Origin of the sequence: Pseudodesulfovibrio piezophilus C1TLV30, from assembly GCF_000341895.1 — a bacterium.
Lineage (GTDB): Bacteria > Desulfobacterota > Desulfovibrionia > Desulfovibrionales > Desulfovibrionaceae > Pseudodesulfovibrio > Pseudodesulfovibrio piezophilus.
The window spans coordinates 2,947,746-2,965,312 of sequence record NC_020409.1 but is presented as its reverse complement, the minus strand read 5'-3'; the positions used below and the strand labels follow the sequence as shown (position 1 = coordinate 2,965,312).

Genomic DNA, 17,567 nt, shown 5'->3' with positions numbered 1-17,567 from the left:
GACAAGCCTACACCTGTTTTGGCTCGCTGTTCAACAACAACCTGCTCTGTCACCACAACGAGACAGGCCCCATCAATGCGGTCGATGGGGCCTGTCTGGCTAAGGGTGGAGGTATGCCGAAAATATTACATTTCCACTTCCTTGATTCGCCTGAGCTTGGCGCGGCCTTCCGCGATCATGGATTCCAGTCCGTACTTCTTGACACGATATCCCATCTGACGAGCAGACAGACCTAACGCTTCAGCAGCTTTGTACTGAATCCAACCACTTCTTTCCAATGCGGCAAGCACCTCGTTTCGCTCAAATTCCTTGAGAGAAGAAAACCGTGGTGCCTCCTCCGAGAAATGAACGACTTCCTGCACGGCAGAAGTTTGCCCCGGAGCGAGGTAGGCTTTGAGGAACTCCAGGCTGATGCGCTCGGTGTCCGACATGATGACAAGACGCTCGATGAGGTTTTGCATCTCCCGAACATTCCCCGGCCAGTCATAGCGGATCAGCGCATCCAGAGCTGTGGAGGTAAAATGAATTGTTCTTCCGTAATCATCAGCCATTTTTTGGAGAAAATGGTTGATCAACCCGGTAATATCTTCCTTACGTTCCCTGAGTGCCGGGACACGTACCGGAAAGACGTTTAGACGATAATAAAGGTCCAGTCTAAATTTGCCTCGTTCCACAAGGTCACCAAGGTCACGGTTGGTTGCGGCCAGGATACGAACATCAATGCTGCGTGTCCGGTTCGATCCAAGCCGTTCCAGTTCCTTTTCCTGTAAAACCCGCAAGAGCTTGGCCTGAAGAGCCAACGGCAGTTCACCAATTTCGTCAAGAAAGATAGTTCCACTATCCGCTTCTTCAAATCGACCGGGCCTGGAGCCGTTGGCACCGGTATAGGCTCCTTTTTCATGACCGAACAACTCGGATTCCAAAAGATTTCCGGGAATTGAAGCACAGTTTAGTTTGATGAAAGGATGCCCTTTGCGCTCGGATAATTCGTGGATGATCTGAGCGATAAGAGTCTTGCCGACACCGGATTCTCCAAGCAAAAGCACTGTGGCCCTGGTCGGAGAAACCTTTTCCATCTGGCGCTGTACCTCCACCATGGCTGCGCTGTGCCCGACGATGTATGGTCCTTTGGTGTTCTTTGATATCTGATATTTAAGGGAAGTATTTTCGCGCTTGAGCACGGCTTCCCTCTTCATGATCTTCTCATTCAGGCTGATGAACTGCCCTATGAGCGTAGCCACGACCTTCAAGAAATCCACATCTTCTTCAAAGGCCACGTCATCTGCAAAGAGCCGATCCACATTGAGAACGCCAATGGGATCACCGTGCAGGATGATCGGTACTCCGATAAAGGAAATCATACCCCGCTTGACTCGACGCGACCCGGTCTTGTCGAGAAAAAGTGGCTCCTTATCGATATCCGGGACATAATAAGGTTCACCGGTCTGGAAAATCCGCCCCGTGACACCTTCATCCAGCTTGTACACGCCGCGTTGTTTTTCCTCGACGGTTAAACCATACGAAGCATTGATGGAAAGATGCCCGGTTTCCGGGTCATAAAGGGTCACGGTCGCCCGCTGCATGGAAAGTTGCTCGGATAAAATGCGCAACACTCCATCCAAGGCGGATTCCAAATTGAGAGCTTGGTCTATGGCCTGACATATGGCGAGCAACGCCGAAAGTTTGAGTCCGTGCACTGTGGGTAGCATGGCAGGGACAAAGCAAACACAGTGCCATGCAAGACTATTATCTTTTTAACGAGTATATACAGTGCTTTATCTACATTACTCCAGAAAAGAATATTAACATTTTTGTAATACACACCTGTTAACAATATACATATCTGCTAATAAATTCCCTGAAATAGCCAGCACCTTGCCGAAAGATCAGCACTGACCTTCAGTTTTGTCGATCCGGCGAATACGCTGCGCATTAAGTCTCCCGTCAAGGTATTGTGCGAGGGCCGCCACGGCCTGGTCGGAAGTACGGAAAGTACAGAGCCCAGCCTCCTTGAGTTTGTCAACCAAAGGATCATAGAGACGCCCTCCATCAACCACTCCGATCACAGGAGTATCAAGGGATGGCAGCAGATCTTCCAGAAGCGCGGCGATGGACCGCTCATCTTCGAAATGAAATTCGGCATGGTTCGGGTCTGCCAGGGTACGCATCACAGGTGACATGGGGTCAAGTCCGGCGACGACGGCGTCAACACCAGAGTCCTGAGCCAGAAGACGAATGGCTTCGGCATGGACATGGTCATTGGAACCTGGGGTAATATCCAACGGATTTGTCACGGTGACCAACCCGTCAAGGCGGTTTGCAACAAAAAGGGCTTCAAGCGCAGCCACCGTATTTTTCGCCAGAGGAGCGAGGGTCATGCGATAATCATCAGAATGGATGGAATCAGCCATTCCCACAGCTTCAAATCCCGCCCCTGACATTGCTGCAAGGCGATTCCCGGCAATGGTCTTGGAGTGGAGTCTTTCAGCGAGCATGAACAGATTCTCAAATTGAGTAAAAGATTGCGCCACTACTGCCCCAGCCTGACGAACACAGGATTCGCACACGGTGTAATCCCCGGCCAGTGACGCTGTATGCCCGCTGGTCGCAGACTTGCCTTCAGGTGTCCTGCCCGCCTTGTAAAAAACGACATCCTTGCCAGCCAAAACGGCACGCCGCACGGCTCGGCAAAAAGCAAGCCCATCCATGTCATTGAAGCCTTCGGCATAAATAGCAATGACATCCACATCATCGCAATCGGCAAACCAACTCACCAGATCACCAAGGGTCAGATCCGTCTGATTGCCCACGGAGACCATGTAAGCAGGGTCCAAAAGTGGGCATTGGGATAATCGCGTGAGCATGAACGCGCCGGACTGCGAGATGAATGCCGCCCGATGATGCTTGCCGGAAGAAAATTTGGGCAACTTCTCCTCCGGTATGAACCATGTATCGTAGGCTCCGGGCCGGGAGACGACTCCCATGCAGTTTCCACCGAGGAAGACAGGGCCACCTCCTGTGGCGTGGGCTGCATTGATTCGACTCACCACTTCCCGAGCACGCTCTTCACTTTCGGCAGTCTCTCCCAACCCTCCGGGAATGAGCATGACCGACTCGGCGCACTCTCGCTCAATGACTTCTTCCACCAACCCCGGAACCTGCTCCGCCCCCACGGCCACAACAAACAAATCGAGTGAAGCCTCAAGGGCTCGCAGGCTCTCGACACAGCGGACCCCGTCAATTGACTCAATCCCGGAACGCACGACAACCACGTCCTCAGGATCAAATCCGGCATCAAGGATGTTCTTGAGAATGATTCTGCCAAAATTCATCCGTGTGGAGGAAACGCCAACAATCCCAATGGTTCGAGGATGCAAAAGGTGACCTATTTTTTCCACTGGCCGGGATGCGGGGAGAACACCAGGACGGGAAAAACGGCACATCCCATCAAGCGGAACCATGAGATAATCAGCATACGCAAAAGGATTTATCTCCAGCTCTTCGATAATAAAAGGTGCATCGGAATTTTCCGGCGAATAAAAGTTCGCCATATCAATAAAGGAGGAAAAACATTCAATGAGTTGTTCATCAGTCACAAGACGCCGCTGGCCACGGGTCAATCCTGCCAGCTTTTTATAAGAAAGTGTGTTGCGAAATAATTTGAAAAAAGTTTCACCGTCAGTCAATGCCGTTGAAGAGGCTGCTATAGCTTGTCCTTTTCTAAATCGTTCAGCATAGAGTTCAGTGTCAGTACCACCCAAACCGGCCCCAATAACCATGCCGAATTCTCTTGTTCTCCTGATTCCCACAATTAATTCATTCCCGAACGCCTGGGAATCAGGACGCATAAATTCAACCATGAGCACTCCCCTGATATCAGCTGCAATGGCCGCATTCAAGGCATCTCCTTCAAGACCAGCATAGACTTTCGGGGCAGAGTCCGGCGAGTGTTCAAACATGGCCGCACACCTCTCCGGCACCTCATACACCATGCGCCGCCATGCCGACCTGATTTTGTCCGGCGAATTTTCCACCACGACAACGCCTCCCACTTCAGTCTTGTGCACTATGTTCGGCGAGACGATCTTGAGCACCACACGGTCACCAGGCAGCGCGGCAAGTTCCTTGTCCGAGGGGCGTCCCCCTCGTGTCAACAAAACAGATCGCGGCGGAGTCTCCGCACCAGAATCCCGGAGAAGAGAATAGACCTCATATTCGAACAGCGTCTCACGCCCTTCAGCGGCAGCAGCCTCAAAAATCCCGTTGATGGCGGCGTAGTCGATACAAACCTCGACTGCACCAAAGGCATGATTGGTCATGGGCATCAGAATCCCCCGGTGAAAAGTTCATGAAATGCAGGCAGGTTAAGCCAGCAGCAAGATCGGGTCAATGGGGTGTGCGCAGGACACACTTTGTGACCGTCGGTCACTCTTCGTGGGGGAGTACCCCACACAGCACACTCTTCCTCTCAAAGACCTTCAAGGAAACACAGCCATTCAGGAAGGCGCAACGGAACAGGAAACAGCTATATCAAAGATGGAATTTCGCGTTTCCAAAATTCATTCATGGCTGAATATATTGGTTAATGATACTTTCCAAGCGACCGCTTTTGCGCAGCTCATCAAGGGCTGAATCAAAGGCACTCCGTACTTCAGGCCATGCAAAGGAGACTCTGCGGGGAGATGGCGGAAAGATCTCATGAAAAGCCAGGGGAAGTGACAGCTCCCTTTTCATGGATGGTGAAACTTTTTTCAGATACTCTCTCCACCACAGAAAAATGAATTTATCGGCAATGACAACCTGCGCTCGACGCGCAAATAACATCCGCACCTGAAGCGACTGGTCGTCAAGCTCCCGATAATTCGTATTTAAACGAGCCATGGCTCTGAATTCCGGCCCCAAAAAAAGCCTTGCGTTATTGAAACCAAGGACTGTTTTACCAGCCAAATCATTGATTGAAGCGATATGGAGCCAATCATCCCTGAGAGTTATCGCATAATTCCGATACGCTATTGTTTTCTGAGAAGGAAAAGCGCTTCGCCCCGAGTCTTTGCCCAGATCATAGACTGAATTCGCTGCCACACAATCGAGATTGCCTTTGGCGAATTCCACAGGCAACCGCAGATTCGGCAGATAGATGAAAAGAGATTCATATCCAGCCTCCAGCAAGGCTTGCCTGATGATATCAACTTCCAATCCGGCATCCGACTCCGTTATGACATAAGGGGGAATAGCATACCCGATACCCACATGGAGTTCTCGGGCGCGTGCCGAGCCCCCCAACAAAAGAGCAAAGACTCCCCCAAGACATACGCAAAGAACTTTATGCAAAAAGGAGTTCATACTGATCCATATGCCGCAAATCATAGTTCACGTCCATATTTCTACCCAACAAAGAGACACTTTTGAGCCATTCGTTGACCCTTGACACGTTTTACCGTATTCCCAATTCCCGGCGGGGTGTATCATTTACCCGCTTTCAAAATTCGATATAGCCCCCATCGGGGCTTCACTCAGCAAGGATACGGAGCCATGAGCAACACGCCTGAAGCACCAGAAAAAGGAAAGGATTTCATCCGGACCCTTATAGATAAGGATATTGAAACAGGGAAATACAACGGCAGGGTTCATACGCGTTTCCCCCCCGAACCTAACGGGTACCTGCATATAGGCCATGCCAAGTCCATCTGCCTGAACTTCGGCCTCGCCCGAGACTATGCAGGCAAATGCAACCTGCGTTTCGATGATACGAACCCGGTTAAAGAGGATACTGAATACGTCGACTCCATTCGAGAAGACGTCCAGTGGCTGGGTTTTGAGTGGGATAACAATTTCTACGCCTCGGATTATTTTGAAAAACTGTACCTCATCGCCGAGCTTTTCATCAAGATGGGCAAGGCCTATGTGGACCACCAGACCGCCGAGGAAATCCGTGAGAACCGCGGGACTCTCAAGCAGCCGGGTGTCAATTCACCCTATCGGGACCGCAGCGCGGAAGAAAATCTCTCCCTGTTCCGCTCCATGCGGGCCGGAGAAATGCAGGACGGCGAATGCATCCTCCGTGGCAAAATAGACATGGCTGCCGCTAATGTCATGCTGCGCGACCCAGCTTTGTACCGTATCAAACACGCCACACATCATCGCACTGGTGATGCATGGTGTATTTACCCCATGTATGATTTTACCCATGGATTGTCTGATGCCATCGAAGGAATCACACATTCCATCTGCACACTGGAATTCGAGAACAACCGCCCGCTGTACAATTGGTGTGTCGAGACGCTCATGGAAGGCCTGAGGCAGCCTGAACTTTTTGGCGAAAACGAAGCCGTTTACAGCGAACTGGCAACACTTCCCGGATTCAACCAGCGCCCTTACCAGTATGAATTTGCCAGACTCAACATATCGGGAACCGTCCTGTCCAAGCGTAAGCTTATCCAGTTGGTTCAGGAAGGGCATGTTTCGGGGTGGGATGATCCGCGTATGCCGACAATTTCCGGCTTTCGCCGCCGTGGATACACCCCGGAATCCATCCGCGATTTTTGCGAGAAAATCGGCGTGGCTAAGGCGGCTGGCACCACTGTCGAATATGCCCTGCTCGAACACTGCGTTCGCCAGGACCTCAATGAACGAGCACCGCGATATCTGGGAGTCATGGACCCGGTCAAACTGGTCATAGAAAATTATCCTGAAGGCCAAGTGGATGAATTCTCCATGCCGCTACACCCTGAAGATGAAACCTATGGAGAACGCATCGTCCCGTTTTCCAGGGAACTCTGGATCGAACGAGCCGATTTCATGGAAGAACCACCGAAAAAATTCTTCCGCATGGGACCGGGACGTGAAGTACGCTTGCGCTTTGCCTATTATGTCACCTGCACGGGATACGACACAGATGAAAATGGCACTATAGTCGAAATACGGGCGACCTATGACCCTGAAACCAAGGGAGGCTGGTCAAAGGATGGCCGCAAGGTCAAAGGAACCATGCACTGGGTTTCAGCTCCCCATGCTCTCAAGGCCGAAGTTCGCAACTATTCAAACTTGTTTACCTGCGAAAATCCCAATGCCCCGGAAGAAGGGAAAACCTTTGTCGATTACGTCGATCCGCACTCCCTCGAAGTCCGCGATGAGTGCTGGGTGGAACCAGCTCTGGGAGAGATGGCACCGGGCACGAACTTCCAGTTCGAACGAACAGGATATTTCTGTGCTGATAGCAAAGACCACAAACCAGGAGAAAAACCGGTTTTCAATCGCACGGCAACACTCCGGGATTCGTGGGCCAAGATTCAGAAGAATTCAAAATAAAAAAGTACGTTGAGGGGACTTAGGAAGGGGAACAAAGCCCCCTTCCTGCATGGCAGAAACACTGATGCGACAACAAAAAAAGAACGTCGTAGCGGGAAAAAATCGAAAAACGGCTTGACACTGATTGCTCAATCAATCTAGAACGGACTCAACAGATTGATTGCACAATCAATCGACGCCGTCCCGAAAGGGAGAAGTGGTGGATATGACAAAAAAGGAAGCGATACTCAAGGCTGCCCAGGAAGCCTTCGGGCAACTGGGATTTACGGCAGCCACAGTCAAAGACGTGGCAGGAAGGGCAGAGGTTTCCTTCGGATTGGTATCACACTACTTCGGCAGTAAACAGGACTTGTTCCTTGCCGCGGGATTTGACATGGCGGACAGGCTGATAGCCTGTTTACAGGAAGCGACCAGTAACCAACCCACAGGGTTGGATGGTATCATCAGCTACATGACCGCCTACTTTGACTTTACGGAACAGCACCGGACCGGATTCCCGGTTTTGCTTCGCTGCTCCCCCTTCAGCCACATGGAACCGGGCGTTGATGCCGCCAGAGTGGCTGAGAAATTCAGTATCTTCATTGAAGAACTGAAACGATGCGTGTCTCTCGGGATAGCCGATGGCTCGGTCCGCGATCTCCCTCCGGAGGAAACAGCGCTGATCATCTACGGTAACATCGTCGGCAGTGTCAGAACTTCTCTTTTGACACCGTACAAGTCCGATGGGATTTTCGATGAGACTATCAAGCACGTTAAACGCAGTCTGACAGTGGGACTTGATCAGGACATATAAGTCCACAGGTGAAAAGGCCTGAGAGAAGCACTGCCGGACGGAACGGATCCTATTGCGGAAAACAACGACGTTTTCCAATTTGATATAAAACGGACCTTACCATTGGACGCCAGTGCTGGCACCAGTACCCCGAGTCCTGAAAATCCTGGCAGCAGGATTGGACTGGAACTCACTCTCTTAGGCCGAACCAAACACCTCCAACGGCGCAAATAAGGATTGGACCGCAACCCACACCTAATTGCCTGAAAACATGGTTCGGACCCCGGCTTGCCGGGACCTCGAAAATGGGAGTCGCTATGCGGCTCCCCTTTTTCGTGCCTTTGTCCCTCTCTCCCCTTTTAAGATATGTCGCAATGCAACACTTTAGTTGCAACATATGTCGCAGCATGTCGCAATGCGACATGTATCGCATTTCATGTTTTTCTCAACTTCTGTTTATATTTTTTATAACCATTAGGTTTTGCATACTATAAACAAAATAACACCCTCATGGCATAGCTATTGCTAAACAAATAATACCTTTTCTTAAGCAACAGCTCAGGCAATCAAAACATGTGGAGGGCACTATGTTTGATAGGAACGTAACCAAAGTGGTTCAGGATTGCATTCTCGACAGTGGTATCCAGGCAAAAGTTGTGGCTGAAAAAATAAACAAACCCTATTCGACTCTCATGCGCGAAATCAATCCCTTTGATGCCAGCGCCAAACTCGGCGCTGAAACACTCCTTGAAATCATGAAAGTGACCGACGACATCCGTCCTTTGCAATTCATGGCCATGGAGATGGGGTATGACCTGGACACAGGTACAGCCTAGGTCAAGTGAATTTTCATTTGCAGATTCGAAAGCAAGAAGGACAGGCCTCCCTCACAGACAATCTGCAAACCTATTTTTAAAAAGCGCTTACCTGAACATACCACAGCGTGCTCAGATAAGCGCTTTTTCTGTGTTTTCCTAAGAATTGGCCAAAAGCTGCATCGCTCATATGGCGTGAAGCTGTCCCCTTTCCCCTTCCCCTTAATTCCGGCAAAAAAAGGCAGTAACGAACATGCTATTTTCTACAGTTGCCTTGCGCATTTTAAACGAAAAACGTATATGATAAACATAATTACAGATTAACCTGGACAAAAGTGATGCCATGAGCACTCCTACAGCCGCACGCCGAACACACCCAAGCGCGCTCAGTCGCAAGGCAGCTCTGGCGCAAACCGTCATCATCACAGCGGTTGTTCTCTTTTTCTCTCTCGCCATCATTATTTTCAATGCGTACCGCCTCAATGCCCAGGTCAAGAGTAAGGTTGACGGTATCGCAGCCCTGGCAGAAACCAGCCTTGCCACATCCGTTTGGCAGGTTGACCATGCTTCGGCCAAAGATTTCATTAACGCTGTTCTTCACGATCCGTCGGTAATCTATGCGCAGGTCATTACAGGCAGGGAAATAATGGCCTCCAAGGCTCGTCCACAATACGCTGGGCACCCTTTCACCTATTTCACCGGCAAGAACAAATTTCGAACCCGCACAGTCGAAATCCGTAAGCATGGCGAATGGATCGGCACATTCAACCTGGCAATGTCCACGGAAGGCATTCGCCACGACATTCTCATCAATGCTGTCGGCACTCTGGCCCTTTCAATGATCCTCATCCTGGCCATTTCTCAAACCACCCTTTCATTCTCACGCCGAAGACTCTTCAACCCGCTCAAACTTTTGGAAGAATCAGCCACAGCCATTGCTGACGGAGATCTGGACGCTCCCATTGACACCCGACTCCCGGGTGAAATGGGAACTTTGGCGCGGGCCATTGACGATATGCGAGATTCGGTCAGACATCTCATTGAAGACCTTCAGGAATCAAAGGAACGACTGGAAGACCACAGAAATGCATTGGAAAACACTGTCAAAGAACGCACAGACGAGTTGAAACGGAAGAACACCTCACTCAACAAAGCTTTGGAAGATGTGCAAAATGCTAAACAGGCCGCTGAGGTCGCCAACCTTGCCAAGAGCCGATTTCTGGCCAGCATGAGCCATGAGATACGAACCCCCATGAATGCCATTCTCGGTATGGCTGATATTTTGTGGGAGACAGAACTGACCCCGGACCAGGGGCGGTATGTGCAGGTTTTCCGATCAGCGGGAGTCAGTCTCCTGGAAATCCTTGATGACATACTCGACCTTTCCAAAATCGAAGCCGGCCACTTCTCACTGGAACAAACCAACTTCAGCCTAAGTGAGACCTTGGACAAGGCATGTACCGTCATCGAACCTAAAGCCCAGCAAAAAGAGCTTAAATTCACCTGTTCCCTGGCTCAGGATGTGCCCGATTCTCTCTCAGGTGACCCGACCAGACTCCGACAGATCATCATCAATCTCCTTGGCAACGCTGTCAAATTCACTGAAAAAGGATCCATCAGCATGAAAGTAGAGCGCACACCCGATCCCCAAGGAGGCGTGATGCTGCAATTTTCCGTCAAGGATACCGGGACCGGAATACCTGCTGACAAGCTTGATACTATTTTTGATTCCTTTACTCAGGCTGACAGCTCCACGACCAGAAAATACGGAGGGACTGGACTCGGGCTTGCCATCAGCAAACAACTCGTCCTAATGATGGGACCATATGGGTGGAAAGTTCTCACGGTAAGGGTAGTACTTTCCTTTTTACCGCCAGGTTTGCTTCTGCCCCACACGCTTCCATCCCTGTCTCCCACGCTCCAAAACCGGAGATGATTCAACCGGAACTTCCTCCGATCAAGATCCTGATGCTGGAGGACTCAAATTACAACGCCTTTGTCATTCAGACATATCTCAAAAACACACCATGCGAACTGGTGGTCCGTGAAAACGGTGCCGACGGTCTGGATGAATTCAAGCAAGGCGGCTACGATTGTGTGCTCATGGATATCCAAATGCCTATCATGGACGGATACGAGGCCACTCAATTGATGCGGGAATGGGAAAAGGAACAGACCCTGGCCCCTGTTCCCATTATCGCCATGACTGCCTTCGCTCTGGCTGGAGACGCGGAGAAATGCCTTGAAGCAGGGGCAGATGATCACCTCCCCAAACCGGTGAAAAAAAGTGCCCTTTTTGACATGCTTCATAGTGTGCTCGAACCACCGTCAAAGCCGCTTTCTCCTTAGGCAAAATCTTTGACTATCCAGGTCAAATGATTTGTATCCCACTGCATGGATGTCAGCCGCACAACCATCAGCAGGACCGGCATTCTTACTTCCTCCTTTCCCAATGAAAGCCATGGGCAAGCCTCCCCATTCCATTTTCTCTCTCTTTCATAAGAAAGACCGCCTCCCTCTTTGAAGAACACCGACACCTTCCGAATGACATTGACGAAAATACCGGCAAACCGATTGCCTTCAAAAGGCGAAAGATCATTTCCCCTTTTTCTTGGAGGGATTTATTTCATAACACACTGAATAAAAACCATATATACAATATACGCTACATCAATATACAAAAAACTTTCGCCATTAATTCAATTTTCGTTGACGCTAAAAGAAAAATAGGAGTAACTTTCCATACAAGGCAGAAAATTCTAACATGTGGGGGGTAAAACATGTTTGAAAAAAACCTGACCAAGAAGATGCAGGACATCGTTCTGGAAGGCAGAATCCCGGCGAAAGAGGTTTGCCGGGAGATCAAGAAGCCGTACTCTACACTGCTTCGCGAACTCAACCCTTTTGACAACCATGCCAAGCTTGGTGCGGAAACCATGTTCGAGATAGTCAAGGCGACGCACAACGTCTCCATTCTCGAATTCATGGCCCGGGAACTGGGCTACACGCTGTTACCGATGGAGGGAGTAGAGTCCTCCGCCAGGTCGCAACAGACCAAGACGTCAGAGCGTGTTCGTCGGCAGGCAGCAACAATGTAGTTGCACATTCCGCCTTATCCTTCCTTCGGCTCCTTTTGGTTGGCTGGACTCAGTGTCCGCGCCGACCAAGGGGAGCCGATGTGGGTTATTATCCGGCAAAATCCTCTCCGTGCATTTTGACTTTTGTGCACAATTCGTTTTAATTGGGTGTTGCACCGAAACTGATCCTGCACAACAACTTCTCTGAAGGAGGAAGGGCATGTCCCAAGATACATTCAAGAAAGCTCTTGCCGTCGGTAGACCGCCGAACGTCGTACAAAATTTCCCTCATTCCCAAGCACTTATTGTCAGTGGAAAAGTCATTGATCGCGCCATGATCCAGAAGGGACAGGCCATGACCATCGCTGCCAACGGACGAAATATATTTGTCATCGAAGGCGCACTCAAAGCTGCTCAACGAGCAAATGCAGCCATCATAATAGAAATAGCCCGTAGTGAAGCGACATACTGCCCAACCACTCTGTGGAACGTGGCACGCCGCGTCGATTATCTGTGCAACAAACTCGGCATAACTATCCCTGTTGCCGTCCATGCGGATCACTATTTCATGAAGAAGTGGGAGGATGTAGCCGTCGCCAAGGCCGAGATTCCATCCCTGTTCGATACAGGCGTCACTTCCATCGCCATCGATGCATCCCACATGACTGATGATCTTAACCTGCTGGCCAATATTGAAGTTTCCTCTTCCATCCCATCCTGGGCCGGATACGAAACCGAAATTGGTGAAATAAAGGGAGACTTCGGCCTTTCCACTCCGATAGAGGCCAAATTTCTCTGCCAGGGACTGAATGCCCATGGACTGTGTCCGGATTGGATAGCTCTCAACAATGGGACGACCCATGGAATCGAGGCTTCAGGAGAAGGTATCCAGGTGGACCTGACTGCCAGCATCCATGAAGCACTGACTGTCTATGGAACCTCCGGTGCCCAGCACGGAACCTCAGGCAATGACTCTGCACGGCTCAAGGAAATAGCGGCCAAGACCCATACGACCAAGGCCAATGTCGCCACAGCCCTTCAGATGATCGGCTGGGGAGTCCGTGTCAATGACTTTGGCAACGCAAGTATGACAGACGACGGCAAGTTCGACAAAGTTTCCGGTGAAGGATTACAGGATGCTCTCTGGAATGAAATGGTTGACTATGCCGATGCCAATGGAATTTCAGGCGGTAACTACAAGAAGCTCAACCTGCCCTTTGAACGCCGCTGGCAAGGCCAGGACATGGCAACTCGGGAACGCATGTCCACTGCTGTCGAAAATTTTGTCTACCACCTGCTGACGGATGTCTTCAATGCCGCTGATACCGCTGATATTGCATACGACATCATCCTTGAAGCCGGCTCTCATGACCTCGGCCCCAAAGCTGAACGTATAGAAGACCCCGCTGAATGGACTGAAGAAAAAATCAAAGCCAAAGCAGCTGAAATCGATACCGACAAAGGTCCCAAAGGGGACTTTGACGACTAGCCGCACCGAAACAGCGTCCCCTGACAAACAAGCCGGAATCGTGCGTCTAAAAAGCGCCCGGTTTCGGTTTTTTCATGCATGCCAGTGCTGACCATTTCAAATCGGCAGCAAAAAAACGCCTGAAATCAGATAAAAAAAGAGACGCATCCCATGCTTGGAAATGCGTCTCAATATTTTTCCCCATCGCAAAACCGCTCAAATGATTTATGCGGGTACAGTCTCTCTTAGACGTTGAAGAGGAAGTGAACCACGTCACCGTCTTTCATGATATATTCCTTGCCTTCCACACGCAGCACTCCGACGGAACGGCATTTGGCTTCTGAACCGTGCTCGACATAATGATCATACCCAATGACTTCAGCCCGAATGAAACCCCGCTCGAAGTCAGTATGAATGACACCTGCCGCTTGAGGAGCCTTGTCGCCGTCATGGATGGTCCAGGCACGGACCTCCTTAACTCCGGCAGTAAAATAGCTGATGAGGCCGAGGGACTTGAAGCCGGTCCGAATGATCTGGTCCAAACCGGATTCCTCGATCCCGTAGGACTCCATAAATTCCATATACTCTTCGTCTTCAAGGCCAACCAACTCTTCTTCCATCCGAGCTGAGATCTTGACAAACTCGCCACCACGTTCTTCTGCCAGTGCACGAACTGAGGTGACATAGGCGTTATCCTCGGCCAGACCGTCTTCATCGACATTGGCGCAGTAGATAACATTTTTGGCTGTGATAAGGTGCAACTCAGCAAGCAGATCGTCCAATCCCTTCAGTTCTTCACCGAATGTCGCAGCGGGCAGACCTTCATTCATGTGAGCCATCAATTTTTGAGCGGCATCAATCTTCGGTGCCAGGCTCTTATCTCCCTTAAGCATCTTCTGCATACGCTCAAGACGATTCTCGAGAACCTGAACATCCGCGAGGATGAGTTCGGTCTCGATGATTTCAATATCACGCAGAGGGTCAACGGAATTGGCCACATGAATCACATCGTCGTTATCAAAACAGCGGACAACATGCAGAATCGCCTGGGTTTCCCGGATATTTCCGAGAAATTTATTCCCAAGCCCTTCTCCCTTGCTGGCTCCGGCCACAAGACCGGCAATGTCCACAAAATCCACGGTAGAATGTTGCACACGCTGAGGGTTGACCAATCCGGCAAGGACATCGATACGAGGGTCCGGCACTGGAACCACAGCCTTGTTCGGTTCAATGGTACAGAAAGCGTAATTAGCGCTCTCGGCATTCTGGGCCTTGGTAAGGGCGTTGAACAGCGTGGACTTCCCGACGTTGGGTAGCCCCACGATTCCTATACTGAGTGACATGGGCGCTCCTGAAAAAGTGAATTGCCGGAGAAGACCCGACGCGGCCCGTAGTACCGTCCTTCCTCGCACTATGCAAGCAACTTTTCTACGACGAACTACGGTCTGCAGGGGGAAGACCGCTTGCTTCTCCGGTCATGCCTAAGATAGGATCGTATGACATAACCGCTCAAGCACACAAGGATATATCCATGCAACCTCAGACACGTGTCGACTTTAACGCCCTGACCGGATGCCTGCAAAAGGCCCATGAGGAAGGACGCGCTTTTCTCTATGAATATGAAGTATACGACTTCCTTTCCAATCTTGGAGCAGAAACACCACCGCAAAGTATCCTGATGGGGCGTGGCGAACATCTTTCCGATGAGGAAATCATGTCACTCCCCGGCGACAAGGCCGTACTCAAGATAGTCTCCCCCACTATTTTGCATAAAACGGAAGTGGAAGGCGTCAAGGTGGTGGACAAGGAACCCAATAAGGTACGGTCCGCGATTCGGCGCATGCTCTATGATGTCCCGACAAATTTCGCCCTTTGGGTCGAGCGCCACCACGAGGCTGCCCCTGAAGCCTACAAGGGGTTATCAGGAGAAACCCTTGTGGCCGCCATCAGCAACGACATCAAGGGTGTGCTTCAGGTCCAATTCATGCCGCCCGATTCAGAGGCTTTCGGCAATGAACTGATCGTGGGCCTTCGTAATACGAGAGAGTTTGGCTTAGTCATCAGTGCCGGACTAGGGGGAACTGACACCGAGCTCTACGCCGAACGTTTTCGAAAGGGACAAGCCATCGTAGCTGCTTCCGTCGACATGATCGACGGTCCACAGTTTTTCGAGCAATTCAAAAAAACCATCTCCTACCGCAAGTTGGCGGGGCTGACCCGCGGGCAACGGCGAATAGTCACGGACGAACAGATCATCGAATGCTTTTCCGCCTTCATTGAAGTCGCCCGATATTTCTCTCCCATGAATCCCGAAGCTCCCTTTGTCATCGAAGAATTGGAAATCAACCCCTTTGCTTTCACCGATTTTCTAATGATCCCTCTTGACGGGCTTTGCAAGTTTTCTCTCCCTCAAGCCAAACCAGTGCCCCGTCCGATAGGAAAAATCAAATCCATCACAAGACCTCAAACAATTGGTATCATAGGTGTATCCAGCAAACGCATGAATTTCGGACGCATCATTCTCAAGAATGTGCTCGATGCCGGATTTGACAAGAAGAATATTTTTGTCATCAAAACCGGGACAAATGAAATTGACGGGGTTCAATGCGTCCCGGACCTGAAGTCTATTCCCGGCACACTGGATCTGTTTGTTGTGGCAGTTGCGGCCCCACAGGTGCCGGAACTTGTCGACCAAATACTTGAAGCGAACAAGATCGAAGCCGTGATGCTCATACCCGGTGGCATGGGTGAAACCGAAGAGAGCAAGGAGAGGGCTACAGAGATCGCCGCGAAAATTGACGCCGCACATCAGGCCGGAACCGGACCTGTTTTTCTGGGAGCCAACAGTATGGGCGTCATCTCCCACCCCGCCGCATACGACACATGGTTCATCCCGGAAAACAAATTCCCAAAATCCCATGGAAAACCATACAAACGTGCTGCACTCATTTCCCAGTCAGGAGCATTCATGATCACCCGACTGGCACAATGCCCGGAAATTGAACCGGCATACATGATCTCCATGGGAAATCAGAACGACCTGACGCTGGGAGACATGGCGACCTATTTCAAGAACGCAGACGATGTGGATGTCATTGCCATCTATGCAGAAGGATTTAAAGATCTTGACGGGCTGTCGTTCTGCAAGGCCGTTCGCGAGGCTGTTTTGGCAGGCAAGGATGTCATTTTCTACAAGGCAGGGCGTACGCGTGAAGGCAAAGACGCCACTGCCGGACACACTGCTTCCCTGGCAGGGGACTACATGGTCTGCGAGTCCTGCGTCAGACAGGCCGGAGCTATTGTGGCCCGCAATTTCACCGAGTTCCAAAACCTCGTCACCCTTGCCCAGCGTCTCAACGGCAAAACCATCCGCGGCAACAGACTGGCGGCACTCTCATCAGCAGGATTTGAAGCAGTGGGTATGGCAGACTCCATTGAATCCGACGATTTTGAAATGAGGTTGGCCCCACTCTGCCCGGATACAGTGCAAAAACTCAGCGACCTCTTTCGAAAAAAGAGACTGGATTCACTTGTCACTGTCAGAAATCCGCTGGATATAACCCCTGCCGCTGACGATGAAGTCCATGCGCTCGCGGCACGCGCCCTGTGTGATGATGCCAGTGTGGATGCCGTCGTCATGGGACTGGTGCCCATGTCTCCATCGCTCAATGTCGTTACTGATGAAAATGAGAATCCGGCAACCGATGCAATGCTTGTGGCGCACCTCAAAACGCTGGTTTCGGAGACCAACACTCCCATTGTCTGCTCGGTGGATGCCGGGCTGTATTATGAACGGTTCATCCATGCATTGACCGAAGCGGATATCCCGGTTTTTCGATCATCCGACCGGGCTGTCTCCGCACTGAGCCAATATATGGAGGGGCGGTTGAATGTCGCCAAGATACGGGAACGCGCCTGGATCTAGAAGATTAGAAAAAAACACCTGAACGCAAGACGTTTTTCATCAATGGGGAGGCAGAAGGAAAAACCGTCAGCGACGGAGCCGTCGGGAGACTTTGTCTCCGATGGCGTAAAGGCTATCCCCTGTCCCCTTCGCCTTCGATGGGAAAGTAGACAGTATGGAAAATATTTTCCCAACTAAAATCCCCCGGAGACATCTGCTTCCG

At 50.7% G+C, this 17,567-nt stretch carries 12 protein-coding genes; 8 read left to right on the top strand and 4 right to left on the bottom strand.

Annotated features, from left to right (window positions below):
- Nucleotides 1–125: 125 nt before the first annotated feature.
- The 3 genes from BN4_RS13825 to BN4_RS17305 form a co-directional block, all read right to left on the bottom strand.
- Entirely contained in the window at nucleotides 126–1,709 is a 1,584-nt protein-coding gene (locus BN4_RS13825; protein ID WP_015416026.1) for a sigma 54-interacting transcriptional regulator, read from the bottom strand.
- 177 nt (nucleotides 1,710–1,886) lie between these two features.
- Nucleotides 1,887–4,325 (bottom strand): acetate--CoA ligase family protein, encoded by a 2,439-nt coding sequence (locus tag BN4_RS13820; RefSeq protein ID WP_015416025.1) that lies wholly within the window; start codon nucleotides 4,323–4,325, stop codon nucleotides 1,887–1,889.
- A gap of 238 nt (nucleotides 4,326–4,563) precedes the next feature.
- Complete coding sequence (locus BN4_RS17305; protein WP_157871398.1) at nucleotides 4,564–5,250, bottom strand: substrate-binding periplasmic protein; 687 nt, start codon at nucleotides 5,248–5,250, stop codon at nucleotides 4,564–4,566.
- Nucleotides 5,251–5,532: 282 nt separating this feature from the next.
- Here BN4_RS17305 and BN4_RS13810 point away from each other — a divergent pair, with 282 nt between their 5' ends.
- The 7 genes from BN4_RS13810 to BN4_RS13780 all read left to right on the top strand — a co-directional run bounded on the left by BN4_RS13810 (nucleotide 5,533) and on the right by BN4_RS13780 (nucleotide 13,461).
- The gene (locus tag BN4_RS13810; protein WP_015416023.1) at nucleotides 5,533–7,308 is read left to right on the top strand and encodes a glutamine--tRNA ligase/YqeY domain fusion protein; all 1,776 of its coding nucleotides are present in this window, start codon (nucleotides 5,533–5,535) and stop codon (nucleotides 7,306–7,308) included.
- Between the two features lie 205 nt (nucleotides 7,309–7,513).
- Nucleotides 7,514–8,101: a TetR/AcrR family transcriptional regulator gene (locus tag BN4_RS13805; RefSeq protein ID WP_051053344.1), complete on the top strand. Its 588-nt coding sequence runs from the start codon at nucleotides 7,514–7,516 to the stop codon at nucleotides 8,099–8,101.
- Between the two features lie 566 nt (nucleotides 8,102–8,667).
- Nucleotides 8,668–8,916, top strand: a complete 249-nt coding sequence (locus BN4_RS13800; RefSeq protein WP_015416021.1) for a phage regulatory CII family protein — start codon at nucleotides 8,668–8,670, stop codon at nucleotides 8,914–8,916.
- A 322-nt stretch (nucleotides 8,917–9,238) separates the two neighbouring features.
- Entirely contained in the window at nucleotides 9,239–10,831 is a 1,593-nt protein-coding gene (locus BN4_RS13795) for an ATP-binding protein (RefSeq protein WP_015416020.1), read from the top strand.
- A complete protein-coding gene (locus BN4_RS18180) occupies nucleotides 10,828–11,244 on the top strand; it encodes a response regulator (protein WP_015416019.1) in 417 nt (138 codons plus the stop codon). Before BN4_RS13795 ends, BN4_RS18180 begins: the two co-directional genes overlap by 4 nt.
- Before the next feature lie 431 nt (nucleotides 11,245–11,675).
- Complete coding sequence (locus BN4_RS13785; protein WP_015416018.1) at nucleotides 11,676–11,993, top strand: phage regulatory CII family protein; 318 nt, start codon at nucleotides 11,676–11,678, stop codon at nucleotides 11,991–11,993.
- 199 nt (nucleotides 11,994–12,192) lie between these two features.
- On the top strand, nucleotides 12,193–13,461 hold the full coding sequence (locus BN4_RS13780) for a class II fructose-bisphosphate aldolase (RefSeq protein WP_015416017.1): 1,269 nt from the start codon (nucleotides 12,193–12,195) through the stop codon (nucleotides 13,459–13,461).
- 224 nt (nucleotides 13,462–13,685) lie between these two features.
- On the opposite strand, the gene ychF is transcribed toward BN4_RS13780, so the two are convergent.
- The gene (ychF, locus tag BN4_RS13775; protein WP_015416016.1) at nucleotides 13,686–14,783 is read right to left on the bottom strand and encodes a redox-regulated ATPase YchF; all 1,098 of its coding nucleotides are present in this window, start codon (nucleotides 14,781–14,783) and stop codon (nucleotides 13,686–13,688) included.
- A 188-nt stretch (nucleotides 14,784–14,971) separates the two neighbouring features.
- On the opposite strand from ychF, the gene BN4_RS13770 reads away from it, so the two are divergent.
- Entirely contained in the window at nucleotides 14,972–17,365 is a 2,394-nt protein-coding gene (locus tag BN4_RS13770) for an acetate--CoA ligase family protein (protein WP_015416015.1), read from the top strand.
- The last annotated feature ends 202 nt before the right edge of the window (nucleotides 17,366–17,567 follow it).

What these genes read in the sequence shown, in the direction of transcription:
- BN4_RS13800 (WP_015416021.1), top strand. Translation starts at nt 8,668, where the DNA reads ATGTTTGATAGGAACGTAACCAAAGTGGTTCAGGATTGCATTCTCGAC.
- BN4_RS13795 (WP_015416020.1), top strand. Translation starts at nt 9,239, where the DNA reads ATGAGCACTCCTACAGCCGCACGCCGAACACACCCAAGCGCGCTCAGT.
- BN4_RS18180 (WP_015416019.1), top strand. Translation starts at nt 10,828, where the DNA reads ATGATTCAACCGGAACTTCCTCCGATCAAGATCCTGATGCTGGAGGAC.
- BN4_RS13780 (WP_015416017.1), top strand. Translation starts at nt 12,193, where the DNA reads ATGTCCCAAGATACATTCAAGAAAGCTCTTGCCGTCGGTAGACCGCCG.
- BN4_RS13820 (WP_015416025.1), bottom strand. Translation starts at nt 4,325, where the DNA reads ATGCCCATGACCAATCATGCCTTTGGTGCAGTCGAGGTTTGTATCGAC.
- BN4_RS13810 (WP_015416023.1), top strand. Translation starts at nt 5,533, where the DNA reads ATGAGCAACACGCCTGAAGCACCAGAAAAAGGAAAGGATTTCATCCGG.
- BN4_RS13825 (WP_015416026.1), bottom strand. Translation starts at nt 1,709, where the DNA reads ATGCTACCCACAGTGCACGGACTCAAACTTTCGGCGTTGCTCGCCATA.
- BN4_RS13805 (WP_051053344.1), top strand. Translation starts at nt 7,514, where the DNA reads ATGACAAAAAAGGAAGCGATACTCAAGGCTGCCCAGGAAGCCTTCGGG.
- ychF (WP_015416016.1), bottom strand. Translation starts at nt 14,783, where the DNA reads ATGTCACTCAGTATAGGAATCGTGGGGCTACCCAACGTCGGGAAGTCC.
- BN4_RS13770 (WP_015416015.1), top strand. Translation starts at nt 14,972, where the DNA reads ATGCAACCTCAGACACGTGTCGACTTTAACGCCCTGACCGGATGCCTG.
- BN4_RS13785 (WP_015416018.1), top strand. Translation starts at nt 11,676, where the DNA reads ATGTTTGAAAAAAACCTGACCAAGAAGATGCAGGACATCGTTCTGGAA.